The 23,763-nt window shown below is 66.1% G+C and carries 20 protein-coding genes and 1 pseudogene; 9 read left to right on the top strand and 12 right to left on the bottom strand.

The genetic code is table 11. From position 1 onward, the window contains the following. Positions 1 to 329: 329 nt before the first annotated feature. Positions 330 to 1,334 (bottom strand): type I glyceraldehyde-3-phosphate dehydrogenase, encoded by a 1,005-nt coding sequence (gene gap / locus O8I58_RS06560; protein ID WP_298321593.1) that lies wholly within the window; start codon positions 1,332 to 1,334, stop codon positions 330 to 332. A 247-nt stretch (positions 1,335 to 1,581) separates the two neighbouring features. Between gap and O8I58_RS06565 the strand changes: the two genes are divergently transcribed. From O8I58_RS06565 to O8I58_RS06575, 3 genes and pseudogenes are all read left to right on the top strand, one after another. Next, a complete protein-coding gene (locus tag O8I58_RS06565; protein ID WP_298321594.1) occupies positions 1,582 to 2,205 on the top strand; it encodes an OmpW/AlkL family protein in 624 nt (207 codons plus the stop codon). A gap of 140 nt (positions 2,206 to 2,345) precedes the next feature. Next, positions 2,346 to 2,966, top strand: a complete 621-nt coding sequence (locus O8I58_RS06570) for an OmpW/AlkL family protein (protein ID WP_298321595.1) — start codon at positions 2,346 to 2,348, stop codon at positions 2,964 to 2,966. 145 nt (positions 2,967 to 3,111) lie between these two features. Next, a pseudogene (locus O8I58_RS06575) lies at positions 3,112 to 3,889 on the top strand (S1/P1 nuclease). Between the two features lie 130 nt (positions 3,890 to 4,019). Here the strand turns inward: O8I58_RS06575 and O8I58_RS06580 are convergent. Genes O8I58_RS06580 through O8I58_RS06590 form a run of 3 tightly spaced genes read right to left on the bottom strand, consistent with a single transcriptional unit; the run spans position 4,020 to position 5,374 of the window. Further along, positions 4,020 to 4,445, bottom strand: a complete 426-nt coding sequence (locus tag O8I58_RS06580; RefSeq protein WP_298321597.1) for a hypothetical protein — start codon at positions 4,443 to 4,445, stop codon at positions 4,020 to 4,022. A gap of 18 nt (positions 4,446 to 4,463) precedes the next feature. Continuing rightward, positions 4,464 to 4,898, bottom strand: a complete 435-nt coding sequence (gene trxC / locus O8I58_RS06585; protein ID WP_298321598.1) for a thioredoxin TrxC — start codon at positions 4,896 to 4,898, stop codon at positions 4,464 to 4,466. Continuing rightward, the gene (locus tag O8I58_RS06590; protein ID WP_298321599.1) at positions 4,895 to 5,374 is read right to left on the bottom strand and encodes an OsmC family protein; all 480 of its coding nucleotides are present in this window, start codon (positions 5,372 to 5,374) and stop codon (positions 4,895 to 4,897) included. Before O8I58_RS06590 ends, trxC begins: the two co-directional genes overlap by 4 nt. Positions 5,375 to 5,523: 149 nt before the next feature. Here O8I58_RS06590 and O8I58_RS06595 point away from each other — a divergent pair, with 149 nt between their 5' ends. From O8I58_RS06595 to modC, 5 genes are all read left to right on the top strand, one after another. Continuing rightward, complete coding sequence (locus O8I58_RS06595) at positions 5,524 to 5,883, top strand: winged helix-turn-helix domain-containing protein (RefSeq protein ID WP_298321600.1); 360 nt, start codon at positions 5,524 to 5,526, stop codon at positions 5,881 to 5,883. Positions 5,884 to 5,950: 67 nt separating this feature from the next. Then, positions 5,951 to 6,418: a molybdopterin-dependent oxidoreductase gene (locus O8I58_RS06600; protein ID WP_298321601.1), complete on the top strand. Its 468-nt coding sequence runs from the start codon at positions 5,951 to 5,953 to the stop codon at positions 6,416 to 6,418. A 53-nt stretch (positions 6,419 to 6,471) separates the two neighbouring features. Next, complete coding sequence (gene modA / locus O8I58_RS06605) at positions 6,472 to 7,254, top strand: molybdate ABC transporter substrate-binding protein (protein WP_298321602.1); 783 nt, start codon at positions 6,472 to 6,474, stop codon at positions 7,252 to 7,254. A 19-nt stretch (positions 7,255 to 7,273) separates the two neighbouring features. After that, complete coding sequence (modB, locus tag O8I58_RS06610; protein ID WP_298321603.1) at positions 7,274 to 7,972, top strand: molybdate ABC transporter permease subunit; 699 nt, start codon at positions 7,274 to 7,276, stop codon at positions 7,970 to 7,972. Continuing rightward, the gene (modC, locus tag O8I58_RS06615) at positions 7,972 to 8,589 is read left to right on the top strand and encodes a molybdenum ABC transporter ATP-binding protein (RefSeq protein WP_298321604.1); all 618 of its coding nucleotides are present in this window, start codon (positions 7,972 to 7,974) and stop codon (positions 8,587 to 8,589) included. Before modB ends, modC begins: the two co-directional genes overlap by 1 nt. A 227-nt stretch (positions 8,590 to 8,816) precedes the next feature. On the opposite strand, the gene O8I58_RS06620 is transcribed toward modC, so the two are convergent. The 4 genes from O8I58_RS06620 to O8I58_RS06635 all read right to left on the bottom strand — a co-directional run bounded on the left by O8I58_RS06620 (position 8,817) and on the right by O8I58_RS06635 (position 13,523). Continuing rightward, a complete protein-coding gene (locus tag O8I58_RS06620; RefSeq protein WP_298321605.1) occupies positions 8,817 to 9,410 on the bottom strand; it encodes a hypothetical protein in 594 nt (197 codons plus the stop codon). Continuing rightward, complete coding sequence (locus O8I58_RS06625) at positions 9,410 to 10,801, bottom strand: TonB family protein (protein ID WP_298321606.1); 1,392 nt, start codon at positions 10,799 to 10,801, stop codon at positions 9,410 to 9,412. Before O8I58_RS06625 ends, O8I58_RS06620 begins: the two co-directional genes overlap by 1 nt. After that, positions 10,791 to 11,159: a BlaI/MecI/CopY family transcriptional regulator gene (locus O8I58_RS06630; RefSeq protein ID WP_298321607.1), complete on the bottom strand. Its 369-nt coding sequence runs from the start codon at positions 11,157 to 11,159 to the stop codon at positions 10,791 to 10,793. The genes O8I58_RS06625 and O8I58_RS06630 overlap by 11 nt, the downstream gene beginning before the upstream one ends. A gap of 180 nt (positions 11,160 to 11,339) precedes the next feature. Then, positions 11,340 to 13,523 carry a TonB-dependent siderophore receptor gene (locus O8I58_RS06635; RefSeq protein WP_298321608.1) on the bottom strand — a complete coding sequence of 728 codons (2,184 nt, stop codon included), beginning with the start codon at positions 13,521 to 13,523 and terminating at the stop codon, positions 11,340 to 11,342. 378 nt (positions 13,524 to 13,901) lie between these two features. Between O8I58_RS06635 and O8I58_RS06640 the strand changes: the two genes are divergently transcribed. After that, positions 13,902 to 15,869, top strand: coding sequence for an acetyl-CoA hydrolase/transferase C-terminal domain-containing protein (locus tag O8I58_RS06640; RefSeq protein WP_298321609.1), 1,968 nt, complete (start codon positions 13,902 to 13,904; stop codon positions 15,867 to 15,869). Positions 15,870 to 15,991: 122 nt separating this feature from the next. On the opposite strand, the gene O8I58_RS06645 is transcribed toward O8I58_RS06640, so the two are convergent. The 4 genes from O8I58_RS06645 to O8I58_RS06660 form a co-directional block, all read right to left on the bottom strand. Further along, positions 15,992 to 17,401, bottom strand: coding sequence for a virulence factor family protein (locus O8I58_RS06645; RefSeq protein WP_298321610.1), 1,410 nt, complete (start codon positions 17,399 to 17,401; stop codon positions 15,992 to 15,994). Next, positions 17,398 to 19,980, bottom strand: coding sequence for a bifunctional lysylphosphatidylglycerol flippase/synthetase MprF (mprF, locus tag O8I58_RS06650; RefSeq protein WP_298321611.1), 2,583 nt, complete (start codon positions 19,978 to 19,980; stop codon positions 17,398 to 17,400). Before mprF ends, O8I58_RS06645 begins: the two co-directional genes overlap by 4 nt. A 257-nt stretch (positions 19,981 to 20,237) precedes the next feature. Then, the gene (tkt, locus tag O8I58_RS06655; protein WP_298321613.1) at positions 20,238 to 22,247 is read right to left on the bottom strand and encodes a transketolase; all 2,010 of its coding nucleotides are present in this window, start codon (positions 22,245 to 22,247) and stop codon (positions 20,238 to 20,240) included. Positions 22,248 to 22,345: 98 nt separating this feature from the next. After that, positions 22,346 to 23,653, bottom strand: coding sequence for a dicarboxylate/amino acid:cation symporter (locus O8I58_RS06660; protein WP_298321615.1), 1,308 nt, complete (start codon positions 23,651 to 23,653; stop codon positions 22,346 to 22,348). Positions 23,654 to 23,763 lie beyond the last annotated feature (110 nt).

The following is a 23,763-nucleotide window of genomic DNA, read 5'->3' on the forward strand; positions in this document are numbered from 1 at the left end:
GCAGGCGCATCTTCACCCTGCTGGGTTGCATCTTCCTTCTTTTTCTTGAAGGGCCAGCCAGCCGCATGCGACGGCGCAGCAATACACATTGAAACGGTCAGCGCAGTGGCAGCCAGCCACAGTGATTTGTTCTGCATTGCGTGTTCTCCTTGAACGACGATCCCCGCTTCCATCTGTCCCCGCCAGCGTCGGGGTCCGCAGGCACGTAGCCCGACTATACCGCCGCAATGCGGATTTTTTTAGTCCCTGGCACACAGCGCATGGCCTGCGCAGCGCAAAGAGAAAGGGCGCCTGAAAGGCGCCCCCTGGCTTGCAACAGGTGTGACGGCTTACTTCGCAGCCACCACGCGCACCATTTCCAGGCACTTGTTGGAGTAGCCCCATTCGTTGTCGTACCAGGACACCAACTTGACGAAGGTGGAGTCCAGGGCGATGCCGGCACCGGCGTCGAACACCGAGGTACGGGTTTCGCCGCGGAAATCGGTGGCGACGACCTTGTCTTCGGTATAGCCCAGGATGCCCTTCAGCGCGCCTTCGCTCTGGGCCTTCATCTCGGCGCAGATTTCTTCGTAGGTGGCCGGCTTTTCCAGCTCGCAGGTCAGGTCAACCACCGAGACGTCCGAGGTCGGCACGCGCAGGCTCATGCCGGTCAGCTTCTTGTTCAATTCCGGAATCACCACGCCGACAGCCTTGGCCGCGCCGGTGGAGGACGGAATGATGTTCTCCAGGATGCCGCGGCCGCCGCGCCAGTCCTTGTTGGACGGGCCATCGACGGTCTTCTGCGTGGCGGTAGCCGCATGCACGGTGGTCATCAGGCCGCGCTTGATGCCCCACTTGTCATGGACGACCTTGGCCAACGGGGCCAGGCAGTTGGTGGTGCACGAGGCGTTGGAGATGATCGCCTCGCCGTTGTAGGTCTTGTCGTTGACGCCGAACACGAACATCGGCGTGTCGTCCTTGGACGGGGCCGACAGGATGACCTTCTTGGCGCCTGCATCCAGGTGCTTCTGCGCGCCAGCCTTGTCCAGGAAGATGCCGGTGGATTCGATGACGACTTCGGCGCCGACCTCGTCCCACTTCAGCGCGGCCGGATCGCGCTCGGCGGTCAGGCGGATCTTCTTGCCGTTGACGATCAGGGTGGTGCCTTCGACCGACACGGTGCCGTCGAAGCGGCCATGCACCGAGTCGTACTGCAGCATGTAGGCCAGGTAATCCGGTTCCAGCAGGTCGTTGATGGCGACGATCTCGATGTCGCCGTCGAAATTCTGCACCGCCGAACGCAGTACGTTGCGACCGATGCGGCCGAAGCCGTTGATGCCTACCTTGATGCTCATTACAGGGGAACTCCTGAAAGGCCGCTTGCACGCGCGGCACAGCGTTGAAGGGGCCGGCATTCTAGCAGCGTGGCCCGTTTGCGCCGGGTCACGACCGACAGGCGCCGGACCTGAATGCGTCTACCGCGCGGTGATCCCGCACAGCTCCCTTGCTGGGGCCTTCGCCGGCCCGCCTTGATCCGGATCAAGGCACGCCGGCCGTGCGCTGCACAGACTGCGCGCACTTTCCCACGCAGGACATACCGACATGCGCTTGATCGCCCTTCCGCTCGCCACCGCCCTTGCCCTGGGCGCGGTCGCCTTTCCCTCCCATGCGCAGGCCCGCGGTGACTGGGCACTGGGCCTGGGCATCCACCAGGTCAATCCGAAGTCAGACAACGGTGCGCTCGCTGGCGGCACGTTGCCGCTGGAGATCGGTAGCGACACCAAGCCGACGGTCAGCCTGGAGTACTTCGTCGCCGACAACCTTGGGCTGGAACTGCTGGCCGCCTGGCCGTTCGAGCACGACATCAACATCCAGGGGCTGGGCAAGGTCGGCACCACCAAGCACCTGCCGCCCACGTTGACCCTGCAGTACCACTTCAACAGCGCCGGGCGCGTGTCGCCGTTCGTAGGCGCGGGCCTGAACTACACGACCTTCTTCAGCGAGAAGACCACCGGTGCGTTGGCCGGCAGCGACCTGAAGCTCGGCGACTCCTGGGGGCTGGCCGCGCACGTGGGCGTGGATTTCGCGCTGAACGCGCGCAGCGCCCTGCGCGTGGATGCACGCTGGATGGACATCGACAGCAGCGTGCATCTCGATGGCGCCGACCTGGGCACCGCCCACATCGATCCGCTGACCTATGGCGTGGCCTGGGTGTTGAAGTTCTGACCCCGGTCGCGGCAGCGCGGCGCGCGGTCTGGCACACTCGGGGCCAAGGGAATGCGAGGCTGTGTTGCCGCCAGGACAGGCGGCGCTCTCCAGCGCGGTGCGCGTGTTCCCAGGAACTCGTCACCAACCCCGGGGAAACCATGCACATCCGTCCGCTCCACTACCTTGCCGCGCTTGCACTGGCCTGCTGCGCCCCCTCCGCCTTCGCCCAGGCCGCCGGTCACCACACCCTGGGCGCGGGCCTGTACGGCATTGCGCCCAAATCCGATGCAGGCACCATCCTGGCCGGCACCACGCCGCTGGAGGTCGATAACGGCTTCGGCGCTTCGCTGACCTGGGAATACTTCGTCGGCGAGAACTGGGGCCTGGAGACCGCGCTCAACCTGGCCGGCAAGCAGGACATCACCGTGGATGGCCGCAAGGCCGGCAGCTTCGTCGCACTGCCGCCGACCTTCACCGTGCAATACCACTTCAACGGCAGCGGCAACGTCTCGCCGTTCGTGGGCCTGGGCTTGAACTACGCCACCTACTTCAGCGAAAGCGGCGACGGCGTGCTGGCCGGCACCGACCTGAAACTCAAGGACTCCTTCGGCCTGACCGCCCACGCCGGCATCGACTTCGCCGTGGGCGAAAGCAGCGCGATCCGCGTGGACGTACGCTGGATCCAGATGCAGCCGGATATCGAGCTGTTCGACAGCAAGGTCGGCTCGCTGGACATCGATCCGCTGTTCTATGGCGTGTCCTACGTGAAGTACTTCTGAGGCTTGCCTCCACCGCAGGCGCGCAGCCATCGGCAATGACATCGAAGCGCCCGGATGCCGGGCGTATCATCCGGGCCCGTCCTGGTTGCCAAGGTTGATTGCTTTGAATCGTTCCATCGTGCGGCCGCTCGCCGCGCTGCTTGCCCTGGCGCTGTCCGGCGCCCCGTCCCTGGCACTGGCCTGGGGGCAAGACCGGCCACATGCTGGTGGCCGAACTGGCCGAATCCGACCTCACCCCCGCTGCCCGCAGGCAGATCGATGCACTGCTGGCCACCGAACCGGGCGCCACCCTGCCCGGCATCGCCAGCTGGGCAGATGAGCTGCGCAAGAACGACGCCGACCTGGGCAAGCGCACGGCCAAGTGGCACTACGTCAATCTCGGTGAATCCGATTGCCACTACGACCCGCCACGCGACTGCCGCAACGGCGACTGCGAAGTGGAAGCCCTGAAGGCGCAGACCGCGATCCTGGCCGACCGCACGCTGCCGGCCGCACAGCGGCTGCAGGCGCTCAAGTTCGTCGTGCACCTGGTCGGTGACATGCACCAGCCGCTGCACTCGGGTTACGCCAGCGACAAGGGCGGCAACGACGTGCAGGTGAACATCGACGGCCGTGGCAGCAACCTGCATTCGCTGTGGGACAGCGGACTGCTGCGCCACACCGGGCTGGATGACGGTGCGCTGCTGGCGAAGATCCAGGCGCTGCCCCGGCCGGATGCCGGCGCGGGCGCGACTTCGCCGCCAGATCCGGCGCCGTGGGCCGAAGCCTCGTGCCGCATCGCGCTGTCGCCAGGCTTGTATCCAGCCAGCGCGAAGATCGACCAGGCCTATTTCGAGACGTGGACGCCGGTGGCCGAGCAGCAGTTGCGGTTGGCAGGCGTGCGTTTGGCGTCGGTGTTGAATGCGGCGTTGGGAGCGCGCTGAGGCATTTCCTTTTTTTGAAGCAGGGCTTTCGCGGCACTTCGTGCCACGACCTACTTTCTTTGCTTGTGCAAAGAAAGCCAGGCAAATAAAGCACACTCCGGGCGGCACGCCCTCGCGTTGCGAGGGTTCGCTACGTGGCGAGGGATTTTTGGAAGGGACATCCATGTCCCTTCCAAAAACGCCGCACATCCTTGTGCGGCGCCCTGCGGGTCTTGTCCCTGCCCCCTTCGCCGTGCCTTACGGAGGATTTCAGGGCACAAGCAAGAGCAGCATCCTGCGTGATGCCGATTTTTCTTTTGTTGTTGCTCCGCTCTTGGTCTTCAGCGCCTTCAAAGCGAGCCGAGCACCGCAGGCGGAAATGGCCGAAGAGGCGCGGGTGTTTGAGCGAAGCGAGTTCCCGCGCCGTGCCGTTTCCGGCGAGGAGCACAGGGCACCGATGCGCAGCATCGGCGAGTGTTTTCAATCCCCTCTTGGGGACAGGCACTGGCGGTTTTGCTTCCTTTTGCCAAGACAAAAGGAAGACGCGCCGCGTAGCGGTGCGGAAGCTCTGCTTCAAGAAAACAACCAACCAGACTCAAACCAGACTCAACGCCCATCGCACAATCTCCCCACCCTGCATCGCCCCCGACTGCCGGCCCAGCTCGCGGCCGTGCAGGAACACTGCCATCGTCGGGATGCTGCGAATCCCGAACCGCGCCCCAAGCGCTGGCTGTGCATCCGTATCCACTTTGGCCAGGCGCAGGCGCGGTTCCAGCTGCGCGGCAGCAGCCTCGAAATGCGGGGCCATCATCTTGCACGGCCCGCACCAAGGCGCCCAGAAATCCACCAGCAGCGGCAGGTCGCTGTCACGCGCATGGATGTCGAACGTGGTCGCATCCAATGCCACCGGATGCCCGCTGAACAGCGCCTCGTGGCAACGGCCGCAGGTGGGCACCTCGCGCAGGCGTTCGGCAGGCACGCGGTTGCGCGCGTGGCAATGCGGGCAGGCGATCAGCAGGGGCTCGCTCATGCGCCAGCCTCGAAACTCTTGTCGCCACGCAGCACGTGGCCAGCATCATCTTTCACGGTGACCTGCACGTCGATTCCCTCGCGCACGCTCTGGGTCACCAGGCAGAAGTCCTCGAAGGTATCGAGCACGCGCTCCAAGTGCTGGTAGTCGGCGTTGGCACCGGGCAGATGCAACGTCGCCTGCACGGTGGGGATCCGCCAACGGCCTTCGGCATTGCGCACCGGGATCGCGGTGATCGATGCGCGCAGCTTGCCCGGCGTGTTCTTGTGCTTGCGCAGGGCGAACAGCAGGCTGGCCGACAGGCAATTGGCGATGCCGGCCAGCAGCAGGCGCGCGGGATTGGGGCCGCCGTCGTGCCCCAGCGGCGAGGCTTCATCGGACAGCACGTCAGGCACGTCCAGGCCTTCGAAATGGATGCGGAACGCGAAGTCCTCCTCCTGTTCCAGCACAACGGTGATCGGGTCTTCGATGGTCATGGCACACCTGGAATCTCGCAGAAGACCTCACAGCCTACGCCGCTCGGCAGGTGCCGGCATCCACGGACATTCGTACAAGACAGTCCCGCCCCAGCCGCTAGGATGAGGCGGTTATGCTGACGCGGGCCGCCCTGCCAGACCGGATCGCCATGCCGAAAAAATCCGCCGCCAGCCGACTTCGCCTGCGCGTGCTGCTCACACCCGACATCGCGCTTGGACCAGGCAAGGCCGAACTGCTCGAACGCGTGCAGGACACCGGCTCCATTTCCGCGGCCGGGCGGCAGATGGGCATGAGCTACAAGCGCGCCTGGGACCTGGTCGATGCGATGAACCGGGTATTCGACGAGCCCGTGGTCCTGGCCAGCAAGGGTGGAAGCGGCGGTGGCGGCGCGGTGCTGACGCCCTTCGGCACGCGGGTCCTGGCAAGGTATCGGCGCATCGAACAAACGTGCGCCGAAGCCGCAGCAGCAGACCTGAGGTGGTTGAGCGCACATTGCGCCTCGCCCTGACCTGTCCCCTGCCCCGGCATGGACCTGAAACATTCGGTATATCCTTGTGAATATATCGGGAGCCCTGATGAAGCCCTTCCCTGCCCTGTTGATCGCCGCCCTTTGGTCGCTGCCCGCGCTCTCGGCGCTGGCCCAGACAAACGACGCACCGACAACGGTTTCGCTCGACGCTGCGGCCCTGCGCGATCTACCCCGTCAGCGCGCGCAGATGAACGTGCACGGCCAGTCACTGGACTGCACCGGCGTCTCGCTCACCGACCTGCTGCAGCACGCCGGCGCCATGCCCACCACGCCGCTGCGCGGCCCGGCACTGGCCCGCGTGGTCGACGTGCAGGCAACAGACGGCTATCGGGTCGTGTTCTCGCTGGGCGAACTGGAAGCCGGGCTCGGCAAAACCCAGGTCATCCTGGCCGACCAGTGCCAGGGCAAGCCACTGGACGCGCATGAAGGCCCGCTGCGCCTGATCGTGCCCGGCGACGGCCGACCGGCGCGTTCGGTCCGACAGGTCACCCGCATCACCGTGCGCTCGCCCTGAGCGGACGCCACGCTTCGCCGCTGTATCTCATCCGACTTGAGGGAGCCCTTCCGATGACACGTTTCGCTTCGCGCCTGCTGCGCACCGGCGTCCTGCTGCTCGCCGCCGTGGCCACGTTCGCGGCCCAGGCGGCCGATACCACGCCAGTCACCGTGTTCGCCGCCGCCAGCCTCAAGGAATCGATGGACGAGGCCGCCGCGCTGTACCAGCAGACCACCGGCACCCCGGTCAGCGTGTCCTACGCCGCCAGTTCCACCCTGGCCAAGCAGATCGAACAGGGTGCGCCGGCCGATGTCTTCATCTCGGCCGACCTGCAGTGGATGGACTACCTGCAGGAACGCAAGTTGATCGATACCGCCACGCGCCGCAGCCTGCTCGGCAACACCCTGGTCCTGGTGGCACCAAAGTCCAGCACGGCCAAGATCAACGTCACCCAGCCGGGCGCGCTGCTGCAGGCGCTGGGCGATGAGCGCTTGGCCGTGGGCCAGGTCAGCAGCGTACCGGCCGGCAAGTACGCCAAGGCCGCACTGGAATCGCTGAAGCTGTGGGACGGCGTGCAGGGCAAGCTGGCCGAATCGGACAGCGTGCGCTCGGCGCTGTTGCTGGTGTCGCGCGGCGAGTCGCCGCTGGGCATCGTCTACGGTTCCGACGCCGCCGCCGACCCGGGTGTGCGCGTGGTCGATACCTTCCCCGAAAGTAGCCATCCAGCCATCGTCTATCCGGTGGCCAGCCTGACCGCTGGCCCATCGCCGTCGCGTGCGGCCTTCGTCACCTGGCTGGGCACGGCGCCGGCCAGGGCGATCTTCGAAAAGCGCGGCTTTACGGTCCTGAAGTAAGACCCGCCCAGGACCCGGCGTGTTCGATTTCTCGCCCGACGAACTGGTCGCCATCCGCCTGAGCGTCAAGGTTGCGGCGGTCGCGGCGATGGCCAGCCTGCCGCCGGCCATCGCCGTGGCGTGGCTGCTGGCGCGCAAGCGCTTCTACGGCCGCACGCTGCTCGATGCCGTGATCCACCTGCCGCTGGTGCTGCCGCCGGTGGTGGTCGGCTATGCATTGCTGGTGACCATGGGCACGCGCGGTGCGGTCGGCGGCTGGCTGCTGGAACACTTCGGCATCCGTTTCGCGTTCCGCTGGACGGGCGCCGCGTTGGCCTGTGCGGTGATGGGCTTCCCGCTGATGGTGCGCGCGATCCGCCTGTCGATCGAACAGGTGGACCGCCGCCTGGAGCATGCCGCCGCCACCCTGGGCGCGCCGCCGTGGAAGGTGTTCCTGACCGTCACCCTGCCGCTGGCCTGGCCGGGCCTGATGGCGGGCGCGGTGCTGGCCTTCGCCAAGGCGTTGGGGGAGTTCGGCGCCACCATCACCTTCGTCTCCAACATCCCCGGCCAGACCCAGACCATCTCCGCCGCCATCTACGGCCTGCTGCAGGTGCCCAATGCCGAAGGCGGCATCTGGCGGCTGGCCGCGGTGTCGCTATGCATTTCACTGGGCGCGCTGGTGTTGTCCGAATGGCTGGTGCGCCGCCAGCGCGGCCACGAGACCGAGGTGCTGTGATGCTGGAACTCGACGTCCAGCTGCAGCGCGGAGGCTTCAACCGCAGCGTGCGTATCGCCAGCGATGCACGCGTGCTCGCATTGACCGGCCCGTCCGGTGCCGGCAAGACCAGCGTGCTCAACGCAATTTCAGGATTACTGCGTCCGCAGTCGGGCCGCATCACGGTGGATGGGCGGGTCCTGTTCGACAGCAGCCAGCGCATCGACCTGCCGGTGCACCGCCGCCGCATCGGCTATGTCTTCCAGGATGCGCGGCTGTTCCCGCACATGGATGTACAGCGCAACCTGCGCTACGGCAACCACGCCAGGACAGGTGCGCAGCAGTTCGGTTTCGATGCGGTGGTGGAACTGCTGGGCATCGCCCCACTGCTGCAGCGTCGCCCGCGCAACCTATCCGGCGGCGAGGCCCAGCGCGTGGCGATCGGACGCGCCCTGCTCTCGCAACCCGCACTACTCCTGCTGGACGAACCGCTGTCCGCACTGGATGCCAAGCGACGCGGCGAGCTGATTCCCTACTTGCGCCGGGTCTGCACCGAAACCGGCTTGCCGATGCTCTACGTCAGCCACCAGCCCGACGAAGTGCAGCAATTGGCCGATGCGGTGCACGTGCTGGACTGAATCGGCACCAATGAACGTGGCACTGGGCGCGTCACTGCTCCACTGACGCGCGTCCCCAACGCAGTGAGCCTGTATGGCAACGCGCCGGAAGACCGCCCCAATGCCGTCGCCCGGGTAAGCGCAGCGCACCCGGAGGCGAGCGTTCCCAGGAACGTTCGAGCACTCCGGCAACGCCACTCCGGGTGCGCTGCGCTTACCCGGGCGACGTCGTCCCGCAGCGTCGCGATCTAGTGCCCACCCATGCCAGCCCGCTCCACGTGCACCCGCCCCTGCTCTACCTGGAAGGTGAAGGCATACAGCAGTGTCACCGGAACCGGCTCGACACGCTGCGCGCCATCGCAGCTTTCATTGTCGGCAGGTGGCTTGTCCGCGGCGAAATGGCAGACCGCGGCCGGTTCGAAATGCCACTGCTGCACCTTGGCCAGCGTGGCCTGCAACAGGTCCGCGTTTTCCGGCTGGCCGCCAGCATTGCAGTCGCCTCGGTCGTTGAGCAGTTCGGCGCGCTGCACGCCGCCGGCCGCATTGACGATGACCCGCGCGCAGACCGTGGTCGGCGCCAGCGCCTGCCGCGGCGAATCGGCTGGCAGCTCAGGATTGCCTGCGTCCAGCGGCTGCGGCATGCGGAAGACTTCCGTCGGCTTCAGCTCGTAGCGCGCCACGCTGGCCTCCCCACCGTCGCCAGACTCAGGCATCAGCATGCGCTGGTCGACGTTGGTATTGCGAGTGAGGTCGTCCTGCGGCGGGGGCGACGGATGCGTCGCGCAAGCAGCCAATGAAAGCCACGCAGCGGAAACGACGATGCGTCCACGAGTCTTCCGCATCACAGCGCATCAATCGGCTGGGCGGCAACTTCCCTCTTCGCGTCCGAGGTCATCGCACCCTTGATCGCGGGCACAACATCCGATGGCGATGCGTCATCGTGGCCGGCGGGCGGATCCATGTCGAAATCAATCGGAATCCGCATCCGCCCAGCGACCGGTTTCCCATGTTCCATCGCCGGAATGAACTTCCATTTGCGCACCGCTCCCAGCGACACCTCATCGAAGACGCCGACGGGATTGGATTTTTCGATGAAGGCGTCCGTGACTGCGCCAGTCGCGTCGAAACTGGCAATCACCACGACCTTACCGGTGATTCGCTCATGTGCCGCTTCAGCCGGATAGCGCGGTGGCGGACGATCTTCGCCATAGGGAAGTTCCGCATCCCGCACCGATTCGTCAACAGTGGATGCTGTCAGCGTCGCAGCCACAGGAGCCTTGGCGGGCTGTTCGATTGCAACACGATCCGCGTCCACGCTAGCAAGGGCTGCGCTCGCAGCATCCGGCTTCACCGCCGGCTGCTGCGCCCATGCCGCGTAACCACCGCCTGCAAACAATGTCAGCAACAGCACACCGGAAAGACCGGTCTGCCAACGACGGGGGCTCGGGCGTTTCAACATGGCGATGCGCTCCTTGATCGGATGGGTGTGCCAGTGGCATCCCACTGGCAAGGCAAAGTTGTCGAGCTGGGTCTTGAGCATTGCCTGCGCGTAGCTGCGTCGTGCCCGCGGATGGCGCGCCAGCACGCGTGCGTCGCAGGCCAGCTCCTGATCCTGCCGGTAACGCGCCACGGCCAGGTGCAGCAACGGATTGAACCAGTACATGCAACGCAACAACGCCACCAGCGCATTGCATGGAAGATCGCCGCGCACGATGTGCTGTCGCTCGTGGGCCACGACCAGCGCACGCTCATGCGCGTCGTAGCGCGTGAGGAAATCAGCCGGCAGCACGATCCGCGGACGAATCAAGCCGGTGACGGCAGGCAGGCCCGCGCTGCTTGCTGCCACACGCAAACCGTGCAGGCGAATGCGCAGCGGCCCGAGGCGGTGCAGGAAACGCTGCTGCTGCCACAGTTGCAACGCAGCCACCGCCAAAAACCCAGCGCCCCACACGGCGACCAGCAGCATCAACCAGGGCACGGTGGACTCCGCCGAAACCAGGGGCATGCGCTGCAGCGGTTCCACCATCGCAACGTGCTGCATCAACGCAACCGGTTGAACCGGCGCCGGCAGCAGCATCGCAACCAGCGCCACTGGCACCAGCCACCACAGCGCATACGCCGCTCCCGCGCCGAAGGCCGCACGCATCGGCCGGCGCAGCAACAACACCGCGGCCAGCGCAGCGCTGCTGGCCAACGTGGTTTCGATCAGCAACGCGATCAGCTCACGGTTCATCGTCCAACTCCTGTACCAGACGCTTGAGGTCGGCGATGTCCCGCGCCGAAAGTTTTCCACGCTCGCTGAAATGCGCCACCAGCGGTGCGACACGACCGCCGAAGACGCGCTCCAGCAGCCCTTCGCTTTGCTGCTGTACCCAGGCCTGGCGGGTCAGCACCGGCGAGTAGAGATAACGGCGCCCTTCCTTCACTGCCTGGATCGCGCCCTTGTTGAGCAAGCGGTTGAGCAAGGTCTTGATGGTGGGCTCGGCCCAGTCGTTGCGCCTGGCGAGCGCAGCGACCACTTCGTCCGCGCCTTGTGGACTGCGGTCCCACAGGACTTCCATCACGATTGCCTCGGCTTCACTGATCGCCATTTCGTTTACGCCTGTAATTTTTATTGAAATTACGCTCGTAATCGGAAAGCTGTCAAGTGCCCTCCCGTAGAATTTTCAGGACTGCCCAAGGCCACCTTGGACAGTCGGCAAGATCCAGAAAAGCGAAGAGCCGGACAGGCCGGCTCTTCGCATCACGCAGGGATCAGGACAAACCCTGGATCAGAAGCGCCATTCCAGGCTGGCCGTGCTGTTGCGCGGCGCGCCGTAGTAGCCGATCTGGTACAGGCTGCCGATGTACTTCTTGTCGGCGATGTTGTTGACGTTGACGCGCAGGCTCAGGTCTTTAGTGATGTTCCAGCCGACGAACGCGTTGAACACGGCATACGCATCCTGGTGCACGGTGTAGCCGCTGTAGCTGTCCGGACCGGACGTCGTGCCCGCCTGCCAGCGGGCGCTCACGCCATAGGACAGCGCCGTATAGCTGGGCAGGCGCGCACTCAGTGCCAGCGTGGTGCTGTTGCGCGCCACCCACGGGAAGGTGTCATCGCCATCATCGCCATCCATCTTCAGGTGCGTATAACCCAACACAACGTCGAGGTTGTCGGTGACCTTGCCCGTGACTTCCAGCTCAACACCGCGGGACTGCGCATTCACCGGCTCGTAGTAATAGTTGCCGCTGGCCGGATCCAGGCCACGATAGGTCGCCAGGCCATCCTGCTTGGCATCGAAGACCGCCAGCGTGGTCAGCAGACGCTGATTCAGCCAGTTGGCCTTGACGCCGACCTCGTAATTCCGGCCCTTGGTCGGCTCCAGATAGGCCTTGTTGATGTCCTGCTGGTCCTGCGGCTGGTAGATGTCCGAGTAGCTGGCGTAGGCCAGCACGTCATCGGTGAAGTCCCAGGTGACGCCGGCATAGGGACTGGTGTGGCTGTCTTCCTGGGTGAACAGCTCTCCGGAGGTCTGTCCGTCGCGCTGGAAGGACGTGTAGTTGAAACCGACGATGGTCTTCAGGCGGTCGGTCAGCGACAGCCGGGTGACGCCGTAGGCGCGCTTGATGCGCTGATTCAAGGTATCAGGCGTAGTGCGATCGCCCCAGACGGGTTCGGCGACCGCGTTGCCAGCGTAGGGGAAGCCAGGCAGCAGGCCAAACGAAGGGTCGGAGAAATCAACGGGGTTATAGGTGGTGCCGCCATGGCTCTGCGACAGGCTGAAGCCCAGCATGGCTTCCTGGTCGCGACCGAACAACGAATAGGTACCGTTGAGCTCAGCGCTGCCCAGGTTGGCCGTGGTCTTGTCCTGGCCTTTGTACGGATAGCCATATAGGCCAAGGCCCGTTGCCGGGTCGATGCCCGCCGGGATGCCGGCATCGGCGTCCGCGATAGTGTAGGCAAAGAACAACTGGTCATCGCCCGTGCTGCGGCGGTAGTTGTAGGCCACTTTCAGGCGCCAGTCGTCGCCGAGCTGATAGGTGTACTCCAGGAAGCCGGTCTGGTTGTTGGTGTTCCAGTAGGTCCAGTCCTGGGTCGTGGAGGCACTGCGGTTCCAGCCGATCTGGCTGCCGTCGGTGCTGTTGAACGTCAGCGCTCCCCACATGTTGCCGGTGCTGTTGGCCTGCTGGTACGAGTAGCCCGCCGTCAGCGTGCCGTTTTCCCCGATCTGGCCGTCGACCACGCCGTAGAACGAGGTGCGCTCCTTGTCGTAGTCGCGCAGGTAGGAACCACCATCTTCATGCGCGGCCACCACGCGCACCGCCCAGGTGCCATCGGTGGTGATGGGCGAGGAATAATCCACCTGCTCGCGCTTGGTGCCCCAGGAGCCGTAGCTGATGGCGACCGAACCTTCTTCCTCGTTGGTCGGGCGCTTGCGCACGTAGTTGATGGTGCCGGCCGCGTTGCCCACGCCGGTCAGCAGGCCGTTGGCGCCACGAATCACCTCGATCTTGTCGTAGGCGAACGAGTCCATCGCGCCGGTGACGATGCCCCAGCCGTTGGGCAGGCCGATGCCGTCGATCTGGGTGTTGACGATCTCGAAGCCGCGCGACAGGTAGTTGGTGCGGTTGGTTTCCCATTCCTCCACCTGGATGCCGGGCGACAGGCGCAGCGCGTCGTTGAGGTTGTTGGCGCCGAAGTTGTCCATCTGCTCGCGGCTGACCACGCTGATCGACTGCGGCGTGTCCTTGATGGCCAGGTCGAGATTGGTGGCGCCGCTGCTGACGCGCTCGGCGCGCTGGGCCACGACCAGCACCTTGTCCAGATCCTTCGCGTCCGCGTCCGTGGTCGCTGCATCCGCCCCTTGCGCGTAGGCCTGCATCGACGGCAGCAGCGCCATGGCCAACAGGGAAACAGCGGGCAAGGACCGCCGGCGGATGGAGGCAATGCGGATCGAAGCGACAGAACGGGTCATGGCGATGTCCATTGAAGGCGGCAGGCGGCATCCGGCCTGGTTCCAATGGGTCGGACACGGCGAAAATGTGGGCGGCGTGGAGCAGACCTCCGCCCTGCTGCGCAGGACGAAGGTTTGACGGCCGGCCCCGGGTCAGGCATCCATCGCGACACGCCGGGACAATGCGCATTGTAATGGGAATGATTCGCGTTATCCACAGATTCGTAAAAATTTCCTGAATTTTTCGTTGTTTAGCCGACCTGCCCTGTCGCCCGGCTTTCTAGGCCTCCGGGCTGCCATCGCGCCCGGAGCGCGCGCTATCGCGACGGGAGTCGCCTTTGCCCGCATCAGTTCCCGTGCCATCTTGGCTGCCCTGATCGGCCACCGGATCGACAACCCGTGCGCGAAACCCTCCACGATCTCGACGAAGCCATCGACCTGATCCTCCGCTGCATTCCCGGCGCGTTGCGGGTCGCCGCGCCGCTGGGCATCGGCAAGCCGCACCGGCTGCTCAATGCGCTGTACGACCGGGTCGAACACGATCCCGCACGGCCCTTGCAGCTCTATACCGCGCTGTCGCTGGACCCGCCCGCGCCCAAGGGCGATGGACTGGAAGCGCGCTTCTTCAAGCCGTTCGCCGCGCGCCACTTCGGGCGGGATTTCCCGGCGTTGCGCTACGTGCAGGCACTCAAGGGCAACCGGTTGCCGCCACATATCCAGGTCGAAGAGTTCTACATGCAGTCCGGCGCGCTGCTGCACTCGGCGCAGATGCAGCGCAGCTACGTCAGCCTCAACTACACGCACGCCGCCGATGGCGTGGCCCAGCGTGCGCCCAATGTGATCGTGCAGAAGGTCGCACGCGATCCGCAGGCCGCCCCCGGCGCACCGGTGCGATTCTCGTTGTCGTGCAACAACGACACCACCCAGGACACGCTGGATGCAATCGCCCGGCGTGGCTTGCCGCGGCCGCTGCTGGTGGCCGAAGTCGACCCGCACCTGCCCTGGATGGGCGGCACGGCGACGGTAGCCGAAGACTTCTTCGACCTGGTGATCGACCCGCCGCCGGCCTATCCCGCGCTGTTCGGCCTGCCGCGCCAGCCGGTCAGCGATGCCGATTACGCCATCGGCCTGTATGCCAGCGCACTGGTGCGCGACGGCGGCACGTTGCAGATCGGCATCGGCACCCTGGCCGATGCCCTGAGCCATGCGCTGGTGCTGCGCCATACCGACAACGCCACCTACCGGCGCGTGCTGCACGCGCTGGACCCGGAGCTGGTCCATCACCCGGCAGTGATCGAAAGCGGCGGCATGGCGCCCTTCTCCATCGGCCTGTACGGCTGCAGCGAGATGCTCAACGAAGGCTTCCGCCTGCTGGTCCAGCAAGGCGTCATCAAGCGCCGTGTCCTCGATGATCTGCCGCTGATGCAGCGCATCGCCGATGGCAGCGCAAGCGAAGCTGACCAGGCCCGCCTGCAGGATGAAGGCGAATACCTGCATGGCGCGTTCTACCTGGGCTCGCCGGAGTTCTACGACTGGCTGCGCAACCTGGACCACGACCAGCGCCGCGCCATCGGCATGCGTCGGATCAGCGAGATCAACCAGCTCTACGGCGGCAACGAAGCACTGGAACGCCTGCAGCGCGTGGGCTCGCGCTTCTTCAACAGCTGCATGATGGCCACCGCATTGGGCGCGGCAGTGTCTGATGGCCTGGAAGACGGGCGGATCGTGTCCGGCGTCGGCGGCCAGCACGACTTCGTCAGCATGGCCCATGCGCTGGACGATGCGCGCAGCGTGCTGATGCTGCGCAGCTGGCGCGGCACGCCTGCACAGGCCGCGTCCAACATCCGCTGGAACTACGGCCACACCACCATCCCGCGACACCTGCGCGATGTGTTCGTGGACGAATACGGCATCGCCGACCTGCGTGCGCAGACCGACGAGGACTGCGTGATCGCCATGTGCGGCATCACCGATGCACGCTTTTCCAACGCGCTGCTGACGCAGGCGAAGGCCGCCGGAAAACTGCGCGCCGACTTCAACGCGCCGGCCGAATGGCAGCGCAACACGCCAGAGCAACTGGCGGCCACGCTGGCGCCGTTCCGCCGCGATGGCACCTTGCCCGACTATCCGTTGGGCAGCGACTTCACCGATACCGAGCGGCAACTGGTCACCGCATTGAGCTGGCTCAAGGAGCACACCGCGACGCCTGGCGGCAAGCTGCGCACGGTGGCCGGTGCGGTGTTCTCCCGCACGCCTGATGCTGCGATCGCGCTGACGCGGATGGACCTGTCGCAACCGCGCGGACCGGGCCAATTCCTCATGGCCCGGCTGCTGCGGCTGGCGTTGGCGAAGACGCAAGAACCATAGAGCGGAGCTTGCTCCGCTGGGGTTCTCCCTTAAGTCTGGCCGGAGGGCAGCGGAGCAAGTTCCGCTCTACAAAACATGCTGTCCAGCAGGACGGGCGCGTCGCGCAGGCTGGCCCCAGACAGTCAGGGCTTGCCGTCGGCCGTTGCCGCAGTGGAAAGGATGATCTCCGCCAGGTGCCCGTAATCACCGTCGAAATGGTGTCCGCCAGTCAACGCCTGCACACGCAGATGGCCGGCCGGCACCTTGCTGCAGACCTCGTCGTCGTCACCTTCGCCGTAGATGCAGAAATTCCGGTCCGCCTTGAGCTTGAGGATCTCCGGCATGGTCGGCACGCCGTCGGCGATGTCGTCGGACATCCAGTTGGTCAGGTGGAACTCGAACGCGGCATTGCCGCTCAGCGCCAGGTACACCGACTGCGCCACCTGTTCCCGGGTATCGCTGGCCAGCCGGTTGACCGCGAATGGCAGCACGTCGGCACCCTGCGAATAACCGATCAGGATCACCTTCGACTTGCGCCAGTGCGGGCCGTAATAGCGCAGGATGCGGTCCAGGTCAGTGGCCAGGCCTTCCGGCGTGCGCTTCTTCCAGAAGTAACGCAGCGAGTCGAAGCCCACCACCGGAATGCCCTTGGCGGCCACGGCGGCGGCCACTTCCTGGTCCAGCCCGGCCCAACCGCCATCACCACTGAGCAGCACCGCGTAGGTGTCGCTCATCGTGGTCCCCGTGGCAGGCACTTCATTCAAGGGCAACCCGGCCAGGTCCTGCGGCGGCGCGGGCGTCACGGTCACCGTCTGCCCCTTGGCCAACATGTGCGAAGCAGCGGTCAGCGCCGCGTGGCGCACGCTGGCCTCATCCCGCGCCGTGGTCAGCTGCACGAACGACGCGCCCTTGGTCCGCGCCACGAACGCCTTGGCATCGAAGCCCGCCGCCTTGCCGCCCGTGGCCAGCGCCACCCACGGAACATGCAGCGTCGGCGCGGGCTGCAGCACGGTGACCGCGCCCTTGGCCGGCAACGCATCGAAGATGTTGCCCTTGCCCTCGCAGGGCACCCGGCCCAGGTCCAGGTGCGGGGTGAAATCGACCGTCAACGCCCCGGAAAACACGCCGGCATCGCCCTGCGCGGCCATCGCGTAGGCCACGGCGGCACCGCTGCCCTCGCCCACCAGCAGCGGCGGGTGATAACCGGGCAGCTGCGCGTAGCCCTGCAGGTAGTGCGAGAGGTTTTCCAGGTCGCCATCGGGGAACACGCAGCCCTTGCCATCACCGGTGAACTGCCTGCGCATCTGCGGCGTGTCGATGCCGGCGACGAACGCGCCGCCCTGCGCCAGCGCACGCGCATCGGCATCGGCCGCCGCATTCCAGCCCTGCTCGCCGGAGAGCAACAGCACGACCTGCCGCAGCGGTCCTTGCGGACGATACAGTGCCACGTCACGGAAATTGCCGTGCGAAACGCGCTCGGCCTTGGCGACGGTCTGCGCCTGCAGCGGCAGCGCGCAGGCCAGCAACAACAGACAGCTCAGACGACGGATCATTTACCGATGACTCCCTTGTAACCGCCGCTGATGAGCGCGGCGACATCACCCAGGACCAGCAGCGGGGTCATGCCCCCGGGAGCGGCCAGGTAGCGCGCTTCCCACTGCGGATCGAATTTTTCCTTGAAGGCACGCAGCCCGCGGAAATTGTAGAAATGCTCGCCGTGCGAAAATAACAGCCGGCCGATGCGGTGCCAGCGCGGCGCCAGCGCATGCCCGGCCATGCCCGACAACGGTGCCATCCCCAGGCCGAAACGCGCATAGCCATCCTGGGCGAAATGCAGCATCAGCTTGGAGAACAGGAAATCCATGGTGCCGTTGGGCATCTCGTCCACGTGCCGCATCAGGTCGATGCTGGCTTCCTGTTTCGTATCGGAGGTCAGCAGCGTGGCGAAGGCCAGGACCCTGCCTTCGCGCCGCGCCACGGCCACTGGATTGCGGGACACATAGTCATCGTCGAAGGCACCGACCGAAAAGCGTTTTTCCGCCGTGTGGTGCCTGGACAGCCATGCGTCGGACACCGCACGCAGTTCGCCCAGCAGCGCCGGCACGTCGGCCGTGTCGATCAGCGCGAACTCCAGGCCTTCCCGCTCGCAGCGATTGACGCCGTTGCGCAGGTTGCTGCGGCGCTTGCCCTGCAGCGTGAAGCCCTCCAGCGGCACCCAGGCGTATTCGCCCAGCTTCAGCAGGCGCAGGCCTGCATCCAGGTACAGCGGCAGCGCGTCCGGACGCACCTGGTAGAAGCAGCCACGCGCGCCGGACTCCTTGGCGCGTTCCAGGAAACGCCATACCAGTTCGCCCCAGTCCTGGCGCGAACCCACCGGATCGGACAATGCGATCCAGGACTTGCCCTGGCGGCCAAACATCACGAAGGCCTTGTCGTTTTCCGAAAACAGCAGGGGCTTGTCGCCGGTCAACGCCAACCCCGCGTCGGCCGAATCCTGCTGGCGGATGACGATATCGGCGCGAACAAGCTCGTCGTCGCTCGGCAATGGCAGTGGCGGCGCCGGCGGATGCAGCAGCTGGCGCAGCGCCAGGGCCAGGGCCAGGATCGACACGCCGACCATCGCCCGCAGCGAGCGCGGCGCATGGGCATCGAACTCGAACTGCCACCACAGCTGGTTGCCGTAATCGACATCGCGATAGGCAAAGAACAGCAATGCGGTCACCGCCACGCAGGTCACCAGCATCGCCAGCAACCAGCCCCCGCTGAACGGCACCGCCAGCAGCGAGGCCTTGCGATTGAACTGACGGCGCGACAGCAGCAGCACCACCAGCAGTGAGCCCAGGACCAGCGACTCCACCACCGCCAGGCCCTTGGGCAGCGCCAGCACCAGCGCCACCAGCGTGATCACCAGCGCCGCCCACCACGCCGCATCCAGCCGACGCAGCAGCGCGCGCGCCACGAACAACAGCGCCACGCCGGCGATGGAACTCAGGAAATGCGCGGCTTCCACCAGACCCAGCGGCACATGCATGGCCAGCAGTTCGGTCGCACGCTCGGTCGCCGGGGTCACGCCCGACACCAGCAGCATCACCGCGACCACGGCGGCGAACGCGGCCAGCAGGCGCGGCGCCATACCGGCCATGGCGCGGGCGACCGGCGCGGCCGGGCTGCGGCCGACTTCGTGCACGGCCAGGACCAGCATCGCCAGCAGCAAGGGCAACACGTAATAGACCAGGCGATACAGCACCAGCGCGCCGGCCAGCGACGCCGATGGCACATGGGTGCCCAGCGCCAGCAGCATCACCGCCTCGAACACACCCAGGCCACCGGGTACGTGGCTGATCACGCCCAGCACCATCGCCGCGGCATAGAAGCCGACGAACGCGGGAAACCCGATCGCGCCCTGCGGCAGCAGCCACCACAGCACCGCCGCCGAAGCCGCGATGTCCACCACCGACACGCCCAGCTGCTGCCAGGCCAACGATGGCGACGGCAGCCGGATACGCACCGGCCCCGCCGCGAATTCGCCCTTGCGGCATGCCCACATCAGCGCAGCGGCAGCCAGCAGCGCCACCGCGCAGATCCATTGCAGCGCCCACACCGGCACATGCGCCAGCGACGCCAGCGCGCTGGCGTCCATCAGCACGCCCACCGCGCCAACCACGCTGATGCCCAGGCCGAAGGCCAGCGCATTGAAGGCGATCGCACGCGAGATCAATCCCGCTTCCACGCCCGCAGCCCCGTACAGGCGCAGGCGCACCGCGCCACCGGTGAACACACCCAGGCCGATCATGTTGCTCAGCGCATAGGCAATGAAAGCGGTCTTGGCGACCACCCGGTACGGCACGCGCGCGCCGGCATAGCGCAGCGCCGATGCGTCATAGAGGGTGAGCGAAAAGAAACTGACCGCAGTGGCCAGCAGTGCCATGCCCAGTTTCCAGCCCTCGATGCCACGCGCCGCCGCCAGCACGCCGTCGTAGGTCACCTGGCGCGACAGGTCAGCGAAGGCCTCGACCACCAGCCCAGCCACCACCAGGGCCGCCAGGGCCAACAGCCAAGGGCGTGCCCGTTGCAGGCGCGGCAGCCAGGTGTCCACGAAGGCACCGAAGGCGCGCAACTGCGAAAGCTTCATACGACGTCCATGCGGGGTTGAAGAGCGAAGGCGCGCATGATGCGCGCCCGGCTTGACCGGCCGCAAGCCGCGCAGGTACTGCATGCCGCCATCGCTGGTCAGCCACCAGCAGGGCTTCGCAACGCAGGCAGCGTTTTTGTGTAGGGCGGAGCTTGCTCTGCCCTACAAGCTGCCAGGCATTGCGATGACCGATGCCCGTCAAAGAAAAAGCCGGGCAATGCCCGGCTTTTTCAATCCACCAGAGGTGGCCGCAGGCCTCAGGCCTGGATCACGCCCTGCGCCGCTTCCACCACGTGGTCGGCGGTGAAGCCGAAGAACGGGAACAGCTTCTCGGCAGGCGCCGATTCGCCGAAGCCTCTCATGCCGACGATGGCGCCGTCCAGGCCCACGTACTTGAACCAGAAGTCGGTCGTGCCCGCTTCCACCGCCACCCGCGCCCGCACCGAACGCGGCAGCACCGATTCCCGGTAGCCCTCGTCCTGGCGGTCGAACACGTTGGTGCATGGCATCGAGACCAGGCGGGTCGGGATGCCGGCCGCCTGCAGCTTGTCGCGCGCCTCCGACGCAATGCCCACTTCCGAACCGGTGGCGATCAGGATCAGCTTGGGCGTCCCGCCCTCGGCCTCGGCCAGCACGTAACCGCCGCGGTAGATGCCCTCGACGCCGGCCTTGTCGCGCGGCTGGTGCTTGAGGTTCTGGCGGCTGAAGATCAGGCAGCTCGGGCCGTCCTGGCGGGTGATGGCCGCGCTCCAGCTGGCGGCGGTCTCGACCGCATCGCACGGGCGCCACACATCGTTGTGCGGGATGTAGCGCAGCGAGGCGATCTGCTCGATCGGCTGGTGGGTCGGGCCGTCTTCGCCCAGGCCGATGGAATCATGCGTGTACACGTGGATGACGTGGCTGCCCATCAGCGCGCTCATGCGCAGCGCGTTGCGCGCGTAGTCGCTGAAGGTCAGGAAGGTGGCGTCGAACGGAATGAAGCCGCCGTGCTGGGCCACGCCATTGGCAATGGCGCTCATGCCGAATTCGCGCACACCGTAATGGACGTAGTTCGCGCCCGGATCGTCGCCCACCGCAGTGACGCTGTGCTTCCACATGGTCAGGTTGGACGGTGCCAGGTCGGCGGAACCGCCGAGCAGCTCCGGCAGCAGCGCGGCGAAGGTTTCGATGGCGTTCTGCGAAGCCTTGCGCGAGGCGATTTCCAGGCCCTGTTCCTGCAGCTTGGCCACGTAGGCATCGGCCTGGATCGCGAAATCCTCCGGCAGCTCGGCGTGCGAGCGACGCACCAGTTCGGCCGACTCGGCCGGGAACTGCCTGGCGTACTTGTCGAACAGCTGTTCCCACTCACCCTGGCGGAAGCTGCCGGTGCCGTTGGCGCGCCAGCCGTCGTAGATCTGCGCCGGGATCTCGAAGGCCGGGTACGGCCAGTCCAGCGCCTTGCGGGTGGCTTCCACTTCATCCTTGCCCAACGGCGAACCATGACTGGACTCCTTGCCCGCCTTGGCCGGCGAACCAAAACCAATCGTGGTCCTGCAGGCGATCAGGGTCGGGCGGTCGCTGATCTCCAGCGCATCGTCGATGGCGGCCTTGATGGCCTCCGGGTCGTGGCCGTCGATCGGGCCGATGGTGTGCCAGCCGTAGGCGCGGAAGCGCGCCGGGGTGTCGTCGGTGAACCAGCCCTCGGTCTCGCCGTCGATGGAGATCTTGTTGTCGTCCCAGAACGCGACCAGCTTGCCCAGGCCCAGGGTGCCGGCCAGCGAGGCGGCTTCATGGGAGATGCCTTCCATCATGCAGCCGTCGCCCATGAACACCCAGGTGCGGTGATCCACGACCTGGTACTCGGGGCGGTTGTAGCGCTGGGCCAGCAGTTTTTCCGACAGGGCGAAGCCCACCGCGTTGGCAAAGCCCTGCCCCAGCGGACCGGTGGTGGTCTCCACGCCGGGGGTGATGTGGCTTTCCGGGTGGCCCGGGGTCTTGGAGTGCAGCTGGCGGAAGTTCTTGAGTTCTTCGATCGGCAGGTCGTAGCCGGTCAGGTGCAGCAGCGCGTACTGCAGCATCGAGCCGTGGCCGTTGGACAGCACGAAGCGGTCGCGGTTGAACCACTTCGGATTATTCGGGTTGTGGCGGAGATAGTCGTTCCACAACACTTCGGCGATGTCGGCCATGCCCATGGGCATGCCGGGATGACCGGAGTTGGCGGCCTGGACCGCATCGGCGGCGAGGAAACGGATGGCGTTGGCAAGCTGACGGCGGGTCGGTGCGGACATGTCGGCGATGAGGGCAAGAGACGGCGCGCTTCACGCCGGGAACCCCCATTGTCCCATCCCTAGCCGTTCCGGTCACATCAACGTTCGCATCGCCCGGGTCAGGCGGTGACCACGTCCGGGTCCGGCTCGTCCTGCTCACCCTTGGCCACCAGGGTGGCCAGGACCAGGTCGCCGGTGGTGTTCAGCGTGGTCCGGCACATGTCCAGGAAACGGTCCACGCCCAGGATGATGCCGATGCCTTCCGGCGGCACCCCGACCATGCCACAGATCAACGCCACCACCGGCAGCGAGCCGGCCGGCACGCCAGCGGTGCCGATGCCACCCAGGATGCAGACGAACATCACCGTCAGCTGCTGGGTCAGTGACAGGTCGACGCCGAAGAACTGGGCCAGGAACAGCACCGTCACGCCCTCGAACAGCGCCGTGCCGTTCTGGTTGGCGGTGGCGCCCACGGTCAGCACGAAACGCGAGACCTTGCGCGGCAGGCGCAGGTTGTCTTCGGCCACGCGCAGCGAGGTCGGCAGGGTGGCATTGCTGGATGCGGTGGAGAACGACAGCACCATCACTTCGCGCACCGCGGCGAACCACTTCAGCGGCGACCAGCCGGCCCATTTCAGCAGCGCCGAATAGACCACGAACATGTGCAGCGCCAGCGCCAGCACCACCACGCCCACGTAGGCGCCGAGTTTGATCAGCAGGTCCCAGCCGAACAGCGCGGCCAGGTTGAACATGAAGCAGAACACCGCATACGGCGCCAGCTTGATCACCAGGGTGATCAGGGTCATGGAGATTTCGAACAGGCCTTCGACCGCATTGCGGAACACCGCGGTCTTCTCGCTGCGCGCCAGGACCACGCCCACGCCGATCATCAGCGCGAAGAACATCACGCCCATGATCTGGTCGTCGGCCGCTGCAGTGACCACGTTGGACGGCACGATCGACAGCAGCATGTCCGCCCCACCCGGCGCGGCCTTGCCCTTGCTGATGATCGCCTCGGCACGGTCGGCGCCGGCAGCCAGCATCTGCTGGGCGGTCGCCGGATCGGTACCGGCGCCGGGCTTGAGCAGGTTGACCAGCACCAGGCCCAGGACCACGGCGATGCCCGAGGCGAGGATCGTGTAGCCCAGGGTTTTCCAGCCGATCCGGCCGAGTGAGCGCACGTCGCCCATTTCCGAAATGCCCACCACCAGCGCCGAGAACAGCAGCGGCAGCACCAGCATGAAGATCAGCCGCAGGAAGATGGTGCCGGCCGGCTGGGTCAGGTGCGAGGTGATCCAGGTCACCCACGCGGCGTCGGCGCCGACGGTGCTGTGCACCACCAGGCCCAGCACCAGGCCCAGCACGAATCCGATCACCATCTTCCAGTGCAAGGGCAGCTTGGACTTGCCGGAAGATGCGTCGGTCATGCGGGAATCCTGCTGCTGCGTAAAGAAGCGCCGGAGCTTAGCAAAGGCGTTGGCCCACATCGGCCGCAACCGGACCAGCCCGCGCGATACGCGGGCTGCATGACGGAAAA

The sequence above is a fragment of the Pseudoxanthomonas sp. genome, assembly GCF_027498035.1.
Lineage (GTDB): Bacteria > Pseudomonadota > Gammaproteobacteria > Xanthomonadales > Xanthomonadaceae > Pseudoxanthomonas_A.